We start from the raw sequence: 17,625 nt of genomic DNA, 5'->3' as shown, positions 1-17,625 counted from the left end.
AAGAGAAGAATCGCCCTGAACCTAGGTGGGGGGGGCCTGCGGCTCAAGACCGGCGAGGGTGGGGTCCCCGAACCAGGAGGCCTCAGCCGCCGGACTTCTGCAGGTCGGGCCGCTCCTCGGGCAGGATCGCCCCCGCCACCGGACACACCTGCAGGCAGATGCCGCAGTCGATGCAGGTATCGAAATCGATCCAGTAGAACGCCGTTCCCTTGCTGTTCGCCCCCGCTCCAGGGTGGATGCAGGCCACCGGGCAGGCGTCGACGCAGTCGGCCACGCCCTCACAGACGTTGGTGACGATCGAATGGGCCATCGACGCGAAAGAGCGAGCGGCCGGATCCTAGGCAGCCAGCCACACGGCACCGCGGCAGCCCCGCTCCGCCGCCAGCTGCGCGGCCGCTGCCTGGTCGGCGCAGGGCCGGGTGCAGAGTTCGGCCGCCTCGCCGCCGCCGTGCAGTTCCGCCATGCGGCGCAGGGCTGCCCCGAGCCCGGCAGCGGTGGCGCTGGCCACCAGCCAGGGACCTGGCACCTCCACCGCGGCCGGGGTGGTCGAAGCCGATTCGAGCAGATCGCGGATGGCCTCCACATCGAAGCCGAAGCCGGTGCCGGCCGCCTGGGCGGCGTCACGGCAGAAGCGGCCCACCAGGCCGTCGTAGCGGCCGCCGCTGGCGATCGCCACCGGGGCATCGCTGCCCTGGCAGACGAGCTTGAACACCAGCCCGTCGTAGAGATCGAAGTGGGGCTGGTAGGTGGGATCCAGCTGCACACGCACCCCAAGGGCACCGGCCGGTTCCTGGACGCTGGCCAGGGTGGCGGCGAGGGACTCCAGCAGCGGCACCGGCCCGAGCCACTGCTCCAGCTGATAGAGCACCCGCACCGGCTCACCGCGCAGGCCGATCAGGGCCATCAGCCGCTGGCGCTGGCTGTCGCTCAGGGAGAGGGCGGCGAGGGCGAGGGGATCGAAGTCGGTGAGGGCGTGGCGCGCCGCGGAGCGCTGCTCCGCCGGTACCTGGCTCAGCAGGGCGCTGAGCAGGCCATGGTGGCCCACCAGCAGGGTCGGCCGGTGCTCGGCTGAGAGCTCCAGGGTGGCCACGGCGGCCAGCAGCAGGTGCAGCAGCTCCGTGTCGGCGGCGGCGGAGGGCTCACCGAGCAGCTCCACGCCGCTCTGCAGCTGTTCGCTGATCCGCTGGCCGCCTCCATCGCCGATGAAGCTGCGGAAGGTGGTGCCGCTGGCCCAGAGCCGCAGAGGGCGGGGGCGGCCCAGCATGCGGGTGCTGGCGGCCCGGGCGATGGGGGCGGTGAGCTCCGGCCGCAGGCCGAGGGGCTCATCGGCCGCCAGCCGCACCAGCTCCCGTTCCGCGATCGCGCCGCCGGCCTTGAGGGTGTCGAGCCGCTCAATGGTGGGCGGAGCCACCTCCTGATATCCCCAGAGGCGGTACACCGTGGCCAGCAGGTCGCAGAGTCGCCGGTTGCTGTCCACCTGACCAGGATTGAGGTCCCGGGCGCCTGCGGCAGGTTGGAGGGCCATGGAGGGGAGTGCGCGGGCGAGGGGGTGGGGAGGGGCGGATCCTATGGAGCGTCGGCGGCGACACCGGCGAGGCCATCGAGCTCCGGGGCACCGAAGCTGGCCCCGCTGAGGGGACGGCATTGGGCCAGCCCCTCGATCAGGGGGTGGAGCAGGGCGCTGGTGCAGGCGATCACCCGTCCGTCAGCCAGGTCGAGGGGACCGCCGTCGTAGGCGCAGACCTGCCCGCCAGCTTCCTCCACCAGAACCACGCCGGCCACCAGGTCCCAGGGGGACAGGCCCCGTTCCCAGTAGCCATCGACCCGGCCGGCGGCGACGAAGGCCAGATCGACCGCCGCCGCCCCCGCCCGCCGCACCCCGTGGCTGCGGTGGGTGAACCAGGCGAATTCGGCATAGTTGTTGTCGAGGCGCCGCACCCGGTCGTAGGAGAACCCGGTGACGAGCAGGGCGTCGGCCAGGGCGCCGCAGTCGCTGACGCGCAGCCGGCGTCCGTTGCACCAGGCTCCCCGGCCCGGGGCCGCCCAGTAGTGCTCCTCCAGCACCGGCACCTCCAGGGCGCCGAGCAGGGGCAGGCCCCGCCAGCTCAGCCCCACGGAGGTGCCGAAGAACGGGTAGCCATGGGCGTAGTTGGTGGTGCCGTCGAGCGGGTCGACGCACCACAGCAGATCCCCCAGGCCGTCCAGGCGCCCGCTCTCCTCGGCCAGCACGGCCACGGTGGGGGTGCCGGCCGCCAGGACCGCCAACACGGCGGCTTCGGCCGCCAGGTCCGCTTCGGTGACCAGGTTGCCCGCCGTGCCCTTCTCCTTCACCTGCTCCAGGCGGCCGAAGTGGCGGCGCAGCTCGCGGCCACCGGCTTCGGCGGCCGCGCGGGCCACCTGCAGCAAGTGCTCCAGCTCGGCGGCATCGAGGCCGGATCCGTCCAGGGCCCGCTGACAGAGAGAGGTCATTCGTCGTCCAGGGGCAGGCCGGGGCGCACCTGGCCGCGGCCGAAGAAGCGGCCGAACTGGCGGTCGTAGACCTCGTCCTCGTCCTGGGTCTCCACTTCCAGGGGGCCTGTGGCCCGCGCCACGCACAGCAGGCCGTAGCCCTCTCCACGCAGCTGCTTCGAGAGGCCGAGGGCCTCCCGCTGGTCGATCTGGCCGGCCAGCACTCGCACGGCACAGGCGGTGCAGCAGCCGTTACGGCAGCTGAAAGGCAGCGGTTCCCCCTGGGCCTCGAAGCTGCGCAGGATGTACTCCCCTTCCGGGACGTCAAGGCGGATGACACGGTTGGCCTGTCGCCAGTGGACCGTGATCGGGTGGGTGCGGGTCATGGGGCTCTGGACGGTGGAAGGGGAGGAGGGGGAGCGGAGGTCAGGTGCAGCCCCTGCTACATTGACATCTGCCCCATTTCGCCGCTGGAGAGGTGGCCGAGTGGTCGAAGGCGCAGCACTGGAAATGCTGTATAGGGGCAACTCTATCGAGGGTTCGAATCCCTCCCTCTCCGTTCCATAAAGCCGGTCCTATGGGCCGGCCTTTTTTTGGCCCTCGCCTCAGATTTCGCTATGGGAAAATCCCGCCAGCCTTGACGCTGAGCGGGATGTCCCGATCGGGGTTGCTGATGGTGTGGCCCCAGAATGGGGCTCAGCCGAAGCGTCCGCTGACGTAATCGAGGGTCGACTGCTGGCTGGGGGAGTTGAAGATGTTCTCGGTCTCGTTGAATTCCACCAGGTAACCCACCTTGCCGGAGCCGCCTTCGACGGCCTCGGCATTAAAGAAGGCGGTCATGTCGGCGACACGCACCGCCTGCTGCATGTTGTGGGTGACGATCATGATCGTGTAGCTGCGCTTCAGTTCGTGCATCGTCTCCTCGATCTTGAGCGTCGAGATTGGATCGAGGGCCGAGCAGGGTTCGTCCATCAGGATCACCTCCGGTTCGGTGGCGATGGCCCGGGCGATACAGAGGCGCTGCTGCTGGCCGCCGGAGAGGGAGAAACCGCTTTCCTTGAGCTTGTCCTTGCATTCATCCCAGACGGCCGCCTTGCGCAGGGACCGTTCCACCAGTTCGTCCATGTCACCCTTGTAACCGTTGATCCGGGCGCCGAAGGCGATGTTCTCATAGATCGACTTGGGGAAGGGATTGGGCTTCTGGAACACCATGCCGATGCGGCGTCTCACCTCCACCGGATCCACCCGCTTGTCGTAGAGATCGTGGTGATCGAAGATCACCCGGCCCTTGAGGGTGCAACCTGGAATCAGGTCATTCATGCGGTTGAGGGCCCTCAGCACCGTGCTCTTGCCGCAGCCCGAAGGGCCGATGAAGGCGGTCACCTTGCCCTTGGGCAGATCCATGTAGACGTTCTTGACCGCTTCGAAGCTGCCATAGGAGATGGTCACGTCTTGCAGGGACATGCAGATGTCGCTGGCCACGGCGGAAGAGGGGGAAGCAGTCATGTCAGGGATGGGGGGAAGACGGAGCCGTAAGGAATGGGAACGGAGGGGACGTCAGGTGCGCGACACCCGGCTGATCCAGCGGGCCAGAAGGTTGGCGCCCAGAATCATGATCACCAGCACGAAGGAGGCGGCCCAGGCCAGTTCGTTCTGCGCTTCGTAAGGCATGATCGCGAAATTGAAGATCAGCACCGACATGGTGGCGATCGGATTGAACACGCCCTCGGGCCAGAAGGGGGAGAACAGGGCCGTGAAGATCAGCGGAGCCGTCTCCCCGGCGGCCCGGGCGATTCCCAGCACCACCCCCGTGGCGATGGGGGTGAAGGCGGCCGGCAGGGTGATCCGGGTGATGGTCACGAAGCGGGAGGCACCGACGCCGTAGGCCCCCCAGCGCAGTTCCTGCGGCACCAGCAGCAGGCCCTCGTAGGTGGTCTTGATCACGGTGGGAAGCATCAGCACCGACAGGGCGATGCCGCCGGCCATGGCGCTGAAGCTCTGGTCGAAGAAGATCCGGGTGGCGACGATCAGGGAGTAGATGAAGACGCCGCAGATGATCGAAGGCACCCCGGCCAGCACATCGTTGCCGAAGCGGACGAAGCGGGAGAACCAGCCGTTCTGGGCGTACTCGGAGAGGTAGACACCGCCGCCCACACCGACCGGAATGGCGATCACCGAGGCGATCAGGGTGACGACGATCGTGCCCAGGATGGCGTTGCCGATGCCGCCGCCTTCAAGACCGGGTGCTGGAGGCAGTTCGGTCAGCAGCTGGAGGCTGAGCAGCCGTCCTCCCTGGATCAGCACGTAGATGATCACCAGGAACAGGGGGATCACCGCCACCACGGCGAAGAATCCGGCGATGGCGGTGGCGACCTGGTTGAAGCGGTTGCGCTTCAGGGACGGGTCGTAGTGGAGGGTGAGCCGTTCCGTGAAGTGACGGGTCGTCGGCGGAGTCGAGACGGACATGGCCAGGGAACGTCGTGAACGGGGGTAAGTGGATCGGAAGGGGTTTCGGCTCAGTAGCGCAGGCTGAGGCGCCGCACGATCCACTGGGCCATCACGTTGACGACGAAGGTGAGGATCATCAGCACAACGGCCGCGTACATCAGGGCAGAGACCTGGATGCCATCGGCCTCACCGAACTGGTTGGCCAGCATGGAGGAAATGGTGTTACCCGGGGCCAGGAGCGAGACGCTGAAATTGAGGGAATTGCCGATGATCATCGTCACCGCCATCGTCTCCCCCATCGCACGGCCGAGGGACAGCATCACACCGCCCATGATCGAGGAGACAGCGGCCGGCAGGATGACGTTGAAGATGGCGCCCCAACGGGTGGTGCCCACCCCGTAGGCCCCCTGGCGCAGCTCGATCGGCACCTGGTTGAGGGCATCGCGGGAGATGGCGGTGATGATCGGCAGCACCATCACGACCAGGATCAGGATTGCTGGGGCCGTGCCGGGGCCCTGGGGCTCGGTCGCGAAGAACGGCGTCCAGCCGAGGGTGCTGTGCAGCAAGGAGAGGAAGGGGCGGATCGCCGGTTCCATCACGAAGATCGCCCACAGACCGAGGACCACCGAGGGGATGGCGGCGAGCAGTTCCACCAGCAGCCCGATCAGATCCCTCAGCCCGCGGGGGAGCAGGTCCTCGGTGATGAAAATCGCCGTTCCCAGACCGATGGGCACGGCGATGAGCAGGGAGAGGATCGAGGTGACGAGGGTGCCGTAGATGGCGATCAGGGCGCCGTAGTTCTCATTGACCGGATCCCAGGCTGAGGTGGTCAGAAATTTGAGGCCGAAGGTGGCCATGGCCTCCTTGGCGCCGCTGAACACCGTCAGGAAGATCGCCAGAAGGACGATCCCCACGGAGGCCGCCAGGACCAGGGTGAGCTGGCGGAAGCCGATGTCGACCAGTTTCTCCTGGGGTGGCCGACGTCTGAGGGTGAAGGCGTCGGTGGAGGGGGAGCTCCTCATGCAGCAATGATGCCGGTCGGCATGGACGTTGCTCCTGATCTCAGCACGAGTTTCAGCCGGCCCGTTTAAGCTCGGTTTAACGGTCGACAGGCTCCGGTAGCGTTGGGCCGCCATCAGGACTTCCATGGGGCGCATCGTCGGCATCGATCTGGGCACCACCAATTCGGTGGTGGCCGTGCTCGAAGGCGGCAGGCCCCAGGTCATCGCCAATGCCGAAGGGGGCCGCACCACCCCATCGGTGGTGGGTTTCAGCCGCGACCAGGAGCTGCTGGTGGGCCAGCTGGCCCGGCGCCAGCTGGTGCTCAATCCCCGCAACACCTTCGCCAATCTGAAGCGCTTCGTCGGCCGCAGCTGGGACGAACTCGACGAGGGCAGCCTGGGCGTGCCCTACAGCGTGCGGGCCAACGACCAGGGCAACGTGCGCGTGATCTGCCCGGCCACGGAGCGGGAGTACGCCCCCGAGGAGCTGGTGGCCTCGATCCTGCGCAAACTGGTCGATGACGCCACCACCTACCTGGGAGAGGCGGTGGAGGCGGCGGTGATCACGGTGCCGGCCTATTTCAACGATGCCCAGCGCCAGGCCACCCGCGACGCCGGTCGGCTGGCGGGCATCTCGGTGGAGCGGATCCTCAACGAACCCACCGCGGCGGCGCTGGCCTACGGCTTTGATCGCAGCACCGTCAAGCGGGTGCTGGTGTTCGACCTCGGCGGCGGCACCTTCGATGTCTCCGTGCTGCGCATCGCCAACGGCGTCTTCGACGTGATGGCCACCAGCGGCGACACCCAGCTGGGCGGCAATGACTGGGACCGCCGCATCGTCGACTGGGTGGCCGAGGCCTTCCTCGCGCAGCACGCCATCGACCTGCGCCGCGACCGCCAGGCGCTGCAGCGGCTCACCGAGGCCGCCGAGAAGGCCAAGCAGGAGCTCTCGGGTGTGCAGAGCACGCCGCTGTCGCTGCCCTTCATCGCCACGGGGCCCGACGGCCCCCTCCACATCGAGACCACCCTGGAGCGGGGCACCTTCGAGGGGCTCTGCCCCGACCTCCTCGATCGCCTGCTGCGCCCGGTCCAGCGGGCCCTGCGGGATTCGGGCCTGAGTGCCGACGCCATCGATGACGTCGTGCTGGTGGGCGGTTCCACCCGCATGCCGATGGTGCAGGAGATGGTGCGCACCCTGATTCCGCGGGAACCGTGCCAGTCGGTCAACCCCGATGAGGTGGTGGCGATCGGGGCGGCGGTGCAGGCCGGCATCCTCACCGGCGAGCTTCGCGATTTGATGCTCAACGACGTCACCCCCCTGTCCCTCGGCCTGGAGACGATCGGCGGGGTGATGAAGGTGCTGATTCCCCGCAACACCCCGATCCCGGTGCGCAAGTCGGATCTGTTCAGCACCTCGGAGGCCAACCAGTCGTCGGTGGAAATCCATGTGCTGCAGGGAGAGCGGCAGATGGCCACCGACAACAAGTCCCTTGGACGCTTCCGCCTCTCGGGCATCCCGCCGGCCCCCCGCGGTGTGCCCCAGGTGCAGGTGTCCTTCGACATCGATGCCAACGGCCTGCTGCAGGTGTCCGCCACCGACCGCACCACCGGACGGCAGCAGAGTGTCTCGATCCAGGGTGGCTCCAACCTCAGCGAGGAGGAGATCAACCGGCTGCTGGAGGAGGCGGAGCGCAAGTCGGTCGAGGATCGCCGCAAGCGGGCCGTGATCGACCGCCGCAACCGCGCCCAGACCCTGGTGGCCCAAGCCGAGCGGCGGCTGCGGGATGCCGCCCTGGAGCTGGGCCCCGCCGGTGCCGACCGGCAGCAGCGTGCCGTGGAGCTGGCCCTGCGCGATGTCCAGGATGTGCTGGTCCAGGAGGATCCCGCCGATCTCGAACTGGCCGTGAGCCAGCTGCAGGAGGCCCTGTTCGGCCTCAACCGCCGTTTTCTCGGGGAACGGCGGGCCGAGAGCGGCCCGCTCCAGGGGCTCAAGAACACCCTGGGGTCCCTCAAGGACGAACTCTTCTCCGACGACGACTGGGACGACTGGGGCGGATCGGGTCGCTCCGACCCCTGGTCGAGCCCCCCCCGGCCGCTGCAGCGGGATCCCTACCCCCTCGGCCGCTTCGCCGAACGGGAGGCCGGCTACGACGACGACCTCCCCTCCCGCCGCTGGGACAACGGTCGCTCCTGGGATCGCCAGGAGCCCTTCGAGCGTGAGGTCTCCGGCGAACGGCACCGTCCCCGAGGCGGCGGCCGATACGACCAGGACGATCCCTGGGCCGACGGCTGAGGGTCGTGAGCCAGTCCCCCACGTCGGACCCGGTGGCCAGCGCCGCCCGTGATCACTGGGAGGTGCTCGGCCTTGATCCGGGCGCCGACGCCCCCAGCATCAAGCGGGCCTTCCGTCAGCAGGCCCGCCGCTGGCACCCGGACCTCAACGGCAACGACCCCGTGGCGGAGGCCCGCTTCAAGGAGGTCAACGAGGCCTATGCGGTGCTCTCCGATCCGGTTCGCCGCCGCGCCTGGGAGGCCGGAGAGGGGCAGGACAGCGCCGGGCTCGACAGCGATCCCTTCGCCACGGGCTTTCCCCGCTTCGAGGATTACCTGGCGGAGCTGTTCGGTCAGGAACGCCGCAACCCGCGGACCTGGGAGGAGGAGCCCGTGGAGGACGAGCCCCCCGCGGCCGGCGAGGTGGCGACGGCGCCGGTTTCACCGCCACCGGTGATGGCCGCCACCGACGAAGAGACCCTCGTGACCCTGACCCCGGAGCAGGCCCTCAGCGGCCAGCGGCTGGAGCTGGAGCTGCGTGACGGCACGGTGGTGGAGGTGTGGACGCCGCCCCTGGCCGGCGATGGCTGGCGGCTGCGACTCGCCGGTGTGGCTTCCGGTGGGGCCGACCATTTCCTGCAGCTGCGGGTGCGCACCGCGGAGGGACTGCGCATCGACGGCCTGCGGGTGCACTACCAGCTCGATCTCCATCCCGCCGATGCCGCCCTCGGCTGCCAGGCGGTGGTGCCCACCCTGGAGGGCCCCGTGCGGCTGCGGGTGCCGCCCGGGTCCTCCAGCGGCCGGTTGCTGCGGCTGCGACAGCGAGGACAGTGCCAGGGGGAACAGCGGGGGGACCAGCTGGTGGAGGTGAGGATCGTCGTTCCGGACCGGCCGACGGAAGCGGAGGAGGCCCTGTTCCGGCGCCTGCGGGAACTGGACCGGGAGCAGAACGGCCCCAGGGACGGGGACTGAACGACCCACCGGCCGCCAACGGATGAGACACTGGCCTGCGCCCCACCCCTGACGATGTGACAGACGGCGGTCTCCCACCCAACCCGGTGCATGTCCTGCTGTTCGATCCGGGCAGCGATCAGGAAGGCATCCACTCGCTCGAGCTCGGCGGTCGCACGGTGGTGCTGTTGTTCGAGAACCCGGACGACGCCGAGCGCTACGCCGGGCTGCTGGAGGCCCAGGACTTTCCGGTCCCCTGCGTCGAGGCCCTCAATCGCCAGGATCTGGAGGATTTCTGCGCCGAGGCGGGCTACGAGGCCCGTTTCGTCCCCACCGGGTTCATGCCCGAGAGCGAGGAGGAGCGGCTGCTGCTCGCTCCGCCTGAACGCAACATGGAAGTGACGGGCTGGAAGGAGGACCCGGCGGCCCCCGATGTGGAGGATCCCGATGGCCCCGCCGGCGATACGGAGCTGGAGGCCTTCCGCCGTCGGCTCGAGGGTCTGCTTTGAGCACTGCCGGCGGCGACAGGGGCCACCTGCTCACTGAGCGGCCCAATCCGGCCAGCGAGAACCTCGACCAGCTGCCAACGGCGAGCCTGGTGGATCTGTTCTGCGCCAATGATCTGCTGCCGCAGCAGGCGGTGGCGGCAGCCGCGCCGGCCCTGGCGGCCGCCATCGACGCCATCGCCGCACGTCTTGCGCGGCGCGGGCGGCTGTTCTACCTGGGGGCCGGCACCTCCGGCCGGCTGGGGGTGCTGGATGCGGCGGAGTGTCCGCCCACCTTCTGCAGTCCCCCCGAGCTGGTGCAGGGGGTCCTGGCGGGCGGTGCGGCGGCCCTGCTGCGCAGCTCCGAAGGTCTCGAGGACCTGCGGGAGGCGGGCCGCGACGACCTCGTCCAGCGGGGCTTCGGTCCGGATGATGCCCTGGTCGGTATCGCCGCCGGTGGCACCACCCCTTACGTGCTGGGGGGACTGGCCCACGGCCAGGCGATCGGGGCCCTCACCGTGGCCATGGCCTGTGTGCCTGCTGACCAGGTGCCGATGCCCTGCGATATCGACATCCGGCTGCTGACCGGGCCGGAACTGCTGACCGGCTCCACCCGGCTCAAAGCGGGCACCGCCACCAAAATGGCTCTCAACATCCTCTCCACCGGCGTGATGGTGCGCCTGGGCAAGGTCTTCGGCAACCGGATGGTGGATGTGGCCGTCACCAACAGCAAGCTGGAGGACCGGGCCCTGCGCATCCTGCGGGATCTGGCCGGTGTTCCCCGCGAGCAGGGTTTGGGCCTGCTCGCACAGGCCGGGGGATCGGTGCGGCTGGCGCTGCTGATGGCCGCCTCCGGCCTGGAGGCCGGGGCAGCCCGTTCAGCCCTGGAGCGCCACGGCCCCGGCCTGCGCCAGTGCCTCGAGGCCCTCGGGGTCAGCCTGCCGCCGTCGTCGCCGTCGTCGTCGCCTCCGTCGTGACCTCACCCTCGCTGAACGGTCCCCAGTAGGGCGCGGTGAACAGCTCGGTGCGGCGCCGGGTGGCCGGCGGCACCTGGGCGGGCGGGGTCATCAGGGCATCCCGAAGGGCCTGGTGGGCCGGGCTGGGGGGCCGCAGGGCCTGCACCCGCTCGGCGGCCAGCCGCACGATCTGCTGGGCGAGGGCCGCATTGGCCCGCAGGTTGTCGATCACCAGCTCGACGGTGACGGCGTCATGCATCGCATGCCAGCAGTCGTAGTCGGTGACCATCGCCAGGGTGGCGTAGGCCATCTCCGCCTCCCGGGCCAGCCGCGCCTCGGTGTGGTTCGTCATGCCGATCACCGTGCAGCCCCAGGAGCGGTAGAGCTCGGATTCGGCCCGGGTGGAGAAGGCGGGCCCCTCCATGCAGAGGTAGGTGCCGCCGCGGTGCAGCTGGCGCCCCTCCGGCATCAGGCTGTCGCTGACATCACCAAGGACCCGGGAGAGCACGGAGCAGTAGGGGTCCGCATTGCCGACGTGGGCCACCAGGCCCTCACCGAAGAAGGTGAGCGGCCGCTGCATGGTGCGATCGATGAACTGATCGGGAACCACCATGTCGAGGGGACGCACGTTCTCCTGCAGGGAACCCACGGCTGAGACCGACAGGATCCAGCGCACCCCGAGGGAGCGCAGGGCCCAGAGGTTGGCCTGATAGGGAACCTCGCTGGGGGTGAAGGTGTGGTGGCGGCCATGGCGGGCCAGGAACACGACCTCCAGATCGCCGATCCGGCCGATCCGCAGGCTGTCGGAGGGGGCCCCGTAGGGGGTGTCGACCGTCAGTTCGCGCACGTCCTCCAGGCCCTCCATGGCATAGAGGCCGCTGCCACCGAGCACCCCGAGGCGGGCCCGGGAAAGATCGGACGTCGGCAGACCGCTGGCCTGGGGCGAGGGGGTGGACGGCTCGGTGCTGGCCATGGATGCGGGGTGCCCTGGACGGATACAGTCGAAGTTTGCCTCCTCGACCGTGCCCAAGGCCCTGATGGACACCGACGCCGGCCTGATCACCATCGATCTGTTCGACGCCGATGCCCCCGGTACCGTCGCCAATTTCGTGAAGCTCTCCAAGGACGGCTTCTATGACGGCCTGGCCTTCCACCGGGTGATCGACGGCTTCATGGCCCAGGGAGGATGCCCCAACAGCCGCGAGGGCGCCCGCGGCATGGCCGGCACCGGCGGCCCCGGCTACACGATTCCCTGCGAGATCAACGCCCAGAAGCACAAGGCCGGCAGCCTGTCGATGGCCCACGCGGGCCGCAACACCGGTGGCAGCCAGTTCTTCCTGTGCCATGGCCCCCAGCCGCACCTGGATGGCCAGCACACCGTCTTCGGCCACACCGAGAACATCGATGTGGTGCTGGCGCTGAAGAACGGCAGCCGGATCCGCAAGGTGACGATCGAGGCGTAGGGGGGCCTTCGGCGGGGCGCTCCTGGCCGGCGTGCCCGTGATGGAGCCGTCGTGCCGCAAAACCCCGCATGGCGTACACACGCTCTGGCGGCCTGTCTGCTGCTTGAGCGATCAGGATTTGTGATCGATGCGATGCTGCTGCACCGGCATTCATCGATCCATCCGCCTGGCAGTTGCCCGTCCAACGGGGTCTGAGCAGGCCGGAGCGGGCCCTGCAGTGGCCGCCTCGGCCCCCACGGTCGCTGGGGTGGCGGACGGCCTCCACGGCGTTCAGAGCAATGCCGAAGCCATGGCAGGCCAAGGGACAGCGTGGGGGCTGATCCGTAGCAACCGAGACAGACCAAGGGATCTGGGCCGCTATCCCGTGGCCCGGGACTCCGGCACTCCGTGTCTATCCCCATGGCTGGGATGAGGCTTTCAGCCGTTCATTGCCTGCACGTCCGGTATCAATGAATGGAGGATAAGAACAACGATATTTCCGGTAACGGAAGATTGCGTGGTTCATGAACGCGCTGTCAAGCAAAGACACGCCCCAAGGACGTTCATGCTGATCCGCTGCACATGTGCTGAGTCGCAGCAAATAAGCACATTTCTCCAGTGGATCGACTTGTGGCAATGGTGATAGGAGTGGTGGGAGGCCCGGCTGACAACTTCCGCCTTGCCCTCCTGGGATTACAGGACTTCAAGTACCTTCTTCCTCACGAATCATGACCGCCACAAACACAACCCGCACCGTCGGGATCGACGACTCCACGATCGAGGTCGGCACCAGCACAACGGTGACGGCCTCGGCGGCATCGACGACGCCCGCCATCGATGACGTCGTCTCCGGCGACGCCCAGGCCACGGCCAGCACCACAGCCCAGGCCGCCATTCTCAACAGCAAGATCCGTGTCGGCACGGCGGGCACCCTGAATGCCACCGAAGTCGGATCCGTGGGAGCCGCTGCCACCACCACCACCGGTGATGCCACGGCCTCGGCCAGCAACGACGGTCCCACCGGCGGGATCATCAACAGCACCGACGGGCCCAACCAGATCAAGATCGGAACGGATGCCGTGGTGACGGCGAACGCCACCAACGACGCCCTGGCAGCGGCCACCGCGGTGGATGGAGCCACCACCGCCACGGCCAACACCGGCAAGGTCTTCGGTCTCAAGAATGTGGGCCTCGAGGCCGGCCTGGGGGTCAGGCTGGACGCCGCCGCGACGGCGACCAACACCGCTGCGGCCCAGTCGGTGGGACTGCCGCCTGGTACGGGAGCGGCCACGGCCACGGCGGGTGCCGGGAACGCCAAGGTGGTCGGCATCTATGCCAGCGGCGCCAAGTTCATGTCCCCACCGGTCGGTGACGAGCCCGCGCCCGAGGGGCCAGCCGTCGCATCGGTGAATGGTGAGCACGGTGCCTCTCACGACCCCCTGAAGATCTCCTTCGGCGAGAGCGGGATCATCACGGCGTTCGGAGACGGAGGCTTCGACGCCTCGGCCGAAAGCGTGACCGGTGCCGCGAACGCCTCCAGCCTGGCCAATCTGGTGGCCGGCATCGCCGTGGGCAGGAACACGTCCTATCCGGCGCCCGAAGGCGAAGACGCCCAGGCCGAATCGGTGATGCAGTCGCCGGGAGGCATGGCGATCAGCTTCGGGGAGAACGGCACGGTGGCCGCCCAGGGTTCCGTGGGCAACGGTGCCGTGGGTGCCCGCGCTGATGCCGAGACGGTCACCGGTCCGGCTTCAGCCACCGTGGCCATCGACACGATCGCCGGCATCGTCGATGTCAACAAGCTCGGTGGTGGCGATCGGTCCAGGAGCCTCGGCGCCTCCACCACCCTCAGCATCGGCAGGGACGGTGACGTCCAGGCCGCCGGTGTCGGCAGCAGCGCCGCGACGGCCAGCTCGGTGACTGCGCCACCCGATACGGACGTGGTCGCCACCACCAACAACGCCAACGTGGTGGGCATCGCCATCGACAAGCTCGCCATCGGCCAGAACGCCACCCGCCTGTTCGCCCAGGGCTTCAGCAACCAGTCGGCCACGGCCCAGAGCACCACCTCCGGGGGTGATCCTCTGGCCAGCGCCGCCAATGGTGACTTCGTCGCCGGTATCTACGACACCACGGTGACGGTGGGCGGAAACGCCACCGATCCCACGGCCGACGCCACGCTGCTCGCCAGTGCCACGGCCAGCGCCGTCACGACGACGGTGGGCAGCAACGCCGATGCGGGCGTGGGCTCCAAGGTGGTGGGGTTCAGCAAGGGCAGCCTCTCCATCGGCGACAGCATCCTCGGCAGTGGTGTCTTCAACGCCAGCGCCGCCGCCGACCTGGCGGCCGATGCCAGCGCCACCACCGGTGACACCTCGGCCCGGGCCGGTAGCTCCAGCTCCCGGGTGATCGGTCTCAACCGCGCCCCGGTGGCCATCGGCGAGGCGGGCAGTGTGGCGGGCAGCGCCATCGGCTCGGTGGCGGCCGACGCCGCCTCGGTGACCGGAGACGCGCTGGCGAAGGCCGTGCAGACGGCCCGTGGGATCAAGGACAGTGAGATCACCATCGGCACCAATGGCGACGTGGATGGTGCAGCCGAGCTGACCGGCACGGCTTCGGCGACCACCACCACCGGTGACGCCGACGCCAAGACCCGGCTCTCGGCCAAGGGGATCGACAACGACGTCAAGATCACCATCGGCCAGGCAGGCGATGTGAGCGGCAGCGCCTCCGCCACGGACACCGGCACCCTGGCCTCCGCCGTCACCGGCGATACCGACGCCACCTCCAAGCTCAAGGCCATCGGCATCCATCTGGGCGGCGGTACCCCGATCGCGATCGGCACCACCGGCAACACCACCGGCTCCGCCACGGCTGCCGCCCCCAGCGTGCTGTCCACCACCACCACCGGCGATGCCGAGGTCTCGATGGATCAGACCGCCATCGGGATCAAGGGCAGCGGCGGGGGCTACGGAATGGTTTCGCTCACCAGTGGTGGCGGCAACGGCAGCTCGATCAGTGCCGGCTTCGCCGGTGACATCACCGGGACAGGCGCCGGCAGCGCCGTCGGCACGGCCAACACCATCACGGGGAACGCCTTTGCCGGCACCGACGCCTTCATCGCCGGCATCAAGAAGGTCAACCTCTCCGCCGACAATGTCACCGCGGAGGCTCAGGGGACCTACGAGACCAATGCCCTGGCCGTCACCGGCGATGCCAACGCCAACTCCAATGTGAAGGTGGCGGGCCTGCTGGGGTATGGCAACCAGGCCAGCCTCAACGGTGATCTCAGGGCCACTGCGGTGCTGAGCAACATCGTCATGGCCTCCACCACCACCGGCAGCGCCACCGCCATCGCCAACAGCGATGTGGTGGGCATGAGCGGGTACAACGTCAACATCCTCCAGAGCGGCAACATCACGGCCTCGGCAGTCAGCGACACCATCGCCATGGCCTCCACCGTGACCGGCTGACGCTCAGCGGAGCGATTTCCCCTGCGGGGGCCGGATCGATCGATCCGGCCCCCTTCCCTGACTCCCTTCCGGTCCCTGCGCCGCGTCGTTCCCCATGGCGTTCCAACCCATCACCACCGCCCTGTCGCGGGCCCTCGCCCTGCGGCTCGGGCCTGGCACCACCTTTCTCGGTGGTGGTCTCCAGCTCACCATCGCTCCCGGTGCCCAGGCCAGCAACCGGGTGGTTCTGCCGGCCGGACAGCCGGTCGGCTCCCTCGCCTCTGCCCTCGGCCTGGGACTCGGCTCCAGCCGGTTTCTCGCCGATCCCGAGGATGCGGCCTTCTTCGGGAGTCCCGGCCTGTCGATCATCACCGGTGGCGGATCAATCGTCGGCACGGCGGCCGCCACCGCCACCACCACGGGCCGCAACGCCAACGCCGCCGATGCCAAGGCCACCAACATCGGACTGGCGAACCTTGATGTGATCACCCGTGGCGGCGATCCCCTCTGGATCGGCAGCCCCGGTAACCCCCTGCAGGCAACGGCTTCGGCAGCGACCCGTTCCCTGCTGCCATCCGGCGGTCAGCCGCTCCTCACGGCCCGGTTGTCGGCCCTGGCCACGGTGCGAGGTCTGGAGGGTGCTCCGTCGACCGACCGCCTCGCCGGCGGGGCCCTGCCCAGCTTCTTCGGCCAGCCCAACGCCGCGGTGCTGGCCTCCGCCACGCTTGATGCGGACCCGGGACCGACAACCACGGCATCCCGTGCCGTGGCCGATGCCAGGGGCATCGAGGGCTATCGGGTGATGGCCCTCCCGGCGGCGCTGCCGGGTTCCCCCGCCGAGGTGAGCGGCCTGGCCGTGGCCACACTCCGCCTCGAAGGCGCTCCGCCCACCAGCGTCGAACCGGCCGACCTCACGGCGACGGCCATCGGCATCGATCACGCCATCCTGCGGGGCCCGGCCAGCGGGCCGCTGAACGTTCAGGGATCGGGCCTGGCCCAGTTCGATGCCGCTGTGGCTCCGCCGCCTGGCTCCCTCCGGCTGAACAACCTGCAGGGGACCGGCCTGCTCGCCGTTGATCTGCAGAGCAACGGCGGTGACACCACCGTGGTGGGCCTGGGGGGCTTTGCCGCTCCCACCGGCGGCGGGCTGCTGCCCGCCATGGACGCGGCGGGCATTGATGGCTCCACGATCCTCACCGGAACCGGAAACGACACGGTGTTTGGTGGCATCCTCACCGAACAGACCGCGGGGGTGGACGCCGACGGGGACGGCGTGCTCTCGGCCGACGTCTTTCTGGATGCCTCCGCCCTGATCGGCGGCCCTGGCGGCTTCGACGGCATCCGCAACAGTCTCATCAACACCGGTCTGGGGGAGGATGTGGTCGTCGGCGCCGCCAGCCGGAGCCGGATCGACACCGCCGGCGGCGACGACGCGATCCTTCTTGACCGCGCCCGCGCCTCCTTCCTCGATGGCGGCTTCGGTGACGACGCCATCGCGGTGCTGGGTCTGGCGCTCGACAACAGCCTCAGGGGTGGTTTCGGCAACGACACGGTGACGGTTGCCGCCGGTGACGGCAACCGTCTGGACGGCGGCTTCGGCCAGGACCTGGTGGCCGGTGGAACCGGCAAGAACACCTTCCTGCAGTCCAATGCCGGGGCGGCGCTGGATGCCGTGAGCAGGAGTGTGGCGCCGGACTTCGCCGAACGGCTCACCGATCCCGCCTTCTGGGCCGCCCTGGAGACCACGGCCAAGGAAGACCTCTGGGGGGAGAGGGCGCAGCAGTCCGGCACAAAGGTCATGCTTGACACCATCAGCAACTTCGACGCCGCCCGGGGCGACGTGCTGGAACTCAGCAGCACCCTGGGCTCGATCACCCAGAGCCTCTGGCAGAGCCAGGGAGCGATCTTCGGCGTCCAGGACGGCCAGCTGGTGGTGCGTGACGGTCCCCAGACCAGCCAGATCGGCCTTGTGGTGGGAAGCCTGGCGGACATCCGCAGCCTCGGCATCGGCTCGCCATCGCTGGCCTACGCCACCGACACGCGCCAGCTGATGTACGACGCCGACGGTGACTGGTCGAAGGGAAGCCGGAGCCTCGGCACCGTGACCATGGCCGATCCGGCCGCCCTCACCAAGTCCAGCATCCAGTTCGGCAGCGGCGGCTGAATCGCGA

General features: G+C 69.0%; 15 protein-coding genes and 1 tRNA gene. 8 read left to right on the top strand and 8 right to left on the bottom strand.

Features of this window, described 5'->3' with window-relative positions; genetic code table 11:
* Positions 1-82: 82 nt before the first annotated feature.
* From VB738_RS05065 to VB738_RS05050, 4 genes are read right to left on the bottom strand one after another with little or no spacing between them, the layout of a single operon-like run.
* Positions 83-310, bottom strand: coding sequence for a ferredoxin family protein (locus VB738_RS05065; RefSeq protein WP_323304713.1), 228 nt, complete (start codon positions 308-310; stop codon positions 83-85).
* Positions 311-337: 27 nt separating this feature from the next.
* On the bottom strand, positions 338-1,525 hold the full coding sequence (locus VB738_RS05060) for an ATP phosphoribosyltransferase regulatory subunit (protein ID WP_323304712.1): 1,188 nt from the start codon (positions 1,523-1,525) through the stop codon (positions 338-340).
* Positions 1,526-1,566: 41 nt separating this feature from the next.
* Complete coding sequence (locus VB738_RS05055) at positions 1,567-2,469, bottom strand: inositol monophosphatase family protein (protein ID WP_323304711.1); 903 nt, start codon at positions 2,467-2,469, stop codon at positions 1,567-1,569.
* Positions 2,466-2,834 carry a 2Fe-2S iron-sulfur cluster-binding protein gene (locus tag VB738_RS05050; protein ID WP_323304710.1) on the bottom strand — a complete coding sequence of 123 codons (369 nt, stop codon included), beginning with the start codon at positions 2,832-2,834 and terminating at the stop codon, positions 2,466-2,468. The genes VB738_RS05055 and VB738_RS05050 overlap by 4 nt, the downstream gene beginning before the upstream one ends.
* Positions 2,835-2,920: 86 nt before the next feature.
* On the opposite strand from VB738_RS05050, the gene VB738_RS05045 reads away from it, so the two are divergent.
* A tRNA-Ser gene (locus VB738_RS05045) sits at positions 2,921-3,007 on the top strand.
* A gap of 137 nt (positions 3,008-3,144) precedes the next feature.
* Here VB738_RS05045 and pstB read toward each other — a convergent pair.
* From pstB to pstC, 3 genes are read right to left on the bottom strand one after another with little or no spacing between them, the layout of a single operon-like run.
* Complete coding sequence (pstB, locus tag VB738_RS05040) at positions 3,145-3,954, bottom strand: phosphate ABC transporter ATP-binding protein PstB (protein ID WP_323304709.1); 810 nt, start codon at positions 3,952-3,954, stop codon at positions 3,145-3,147.
* Between the two features lie 51 nt (positions 3,955-4,005).
* The gene (gene pstA, locus VB738_RS05035; RefSeq protein WP_323304708.1) at positions 4,006-4,914 is read right to left on the bottom strand and encodes a phosphate ABC transporter permease PstA; all 909 of its coding nucleotides are present in this window, start codon (positions 4,912-4,914) and stop codon (positions 4,006-4,008) included.
* 50 nt (positions 4,915-4,964) lie between these two features.
* Positions 4,965-5,918, bottom strand: a complete 954-nt coding sequence (gene pstC / locus VB738_RS05030; RefSeq protein WP_323304707.1) for a phosphate ABC transporter permease subunit PstC — start codon at positions 5,916-5,918, stop codon at positions 4,965-4,967.
* A 124-nt stretch (positions 5,919-6,042) separates the two neighbouring features.
* On the opposite strand from pstC, the gene dnaK reads away from it, so the two are divergent.
* Genes dnaK through murQ form a run of 4 tightly spaced genes read left to right on the top strand, consistent with a single transcriptional unit; the run spans position 6,043 to position 10,581 of the window.
* On the top strand, positions 6,043-8,190 hold the full coding sequence (gene dnaK, locus VB738_RS05025; protein WP_323304706.1) for a molecular chaperone DnaK: 2,148 nt from the start codon (positions 6,043-6,045) through the stop codon (positions 8,188-8,190).
* A gap of 5 nt (positions 8,191-8,195) precedes the next feature.
* Complete coding sequence (locus tag VB738_RS05020; RefSeq protein ID WP_323304705.1) at positions 8,196-9,140, top strand: DnaJ domain-containing protein; 945 nt, start codon at positions 8,196-8,198, stop codon at positions 9,138-9,140.
* 56 nt (positions 9,141-9,196) lie between these two features.
* Positions 9,197-9,628 (top strand): DUF3110 domain-containing protein, encoded by a 432-nt coding sequence (locus VB738_RS05015; RefSeq protein WP_323304704.1) that lies wholly within the window; start codon positions 9,197-9,199, stop codon positions 9,626-9,628.
* Positions 9,625-10,581, top strand: coding sequence for an N-acetylmuramic acid 6-phosphate etherase (gene murQ / locus VB738_RS05010; RefSeq protein ID WP_323304703.1), 957 nt, complete (start codon positions 9,625-9,627; stop codon positions 10,579-10,581). The genes VB738_RS05015 and murQ overlap by 4 nt, the downstream gene beginning before the upstream one ends.
* Here murQ and mtnP read toward each other — a convergent pair.
* Positions 10,538-11,533, bottom strand: coding sequence for an S-methyl-5'-thioadenosine phosphorylase (mtnP, locus tag VB738_RS05005; RefSeq protein WP_323304702.1), 996 nt, complete (start codon positions 11,531-11,533; stop codon positions 10,538-10,540). The genes murQ and mtnP overlap by 44 nt on opposite strands.
* A 49-nt stretch (positions 11,534-11,582) precedes the next feature.
* On the opposite strand from mtnP, the gene VB738_RS05000 reads away from it, so the two are divergent.
* The 3 genes from VB738_RS05000 (at position 11,583) to VB738_RS04990 (ending at position 17,618) form a co-directional block, all read left to right on the top strand.
* Entirely contained in the window at positions 11,583-12,023 is a 441-nt protein-coding gene (locus VB738_RS05000; protein WP_323304701.1) for a peptidylprolyl isomerase, read from the top strand.
* A gap of 707 nt (positions 12,024-12,730) precedes the next feature.
* Positions 12,731-15,475: a hypothetical protein gene (locus tag VB738_RS04995; protein ID WP_323304700.1), complete on the top strand. Its 2,745-nt coding sequence runs from the start codon at positions 12,731-12,733 to the stop codon at positions 15,473-15,475.
* A gap of 94 nt (positions 15,476-15,569) precedes the next feature.
* Entirely contained in the window at positions 15,570-17,618 is a 2,049-nt protein-coding gene (locus VB738_RS04990; protein WP_323304699.1) for a calcium-binding protein, read from the top strand.
* Positions 17,619-17,625: the final 7 nt, after the last annotated feature.

Origin of the sequence: Cyanobium gracile UHCC 0139, from assembly GCF_034931325.1 — a bacterium.
Taxonomy (GTDB): domain Bacteria; phylum Cyanobacteriota; class Cyanobacteriia; order PCC-6307; family Cyanobiaceae; genus Cyanobium; species Cyanobium gracile_B.
Note: the sequence above shows the minus strand (reverse complement) of the source record. Positions and strands in the feature narration are given on the sequence as shown.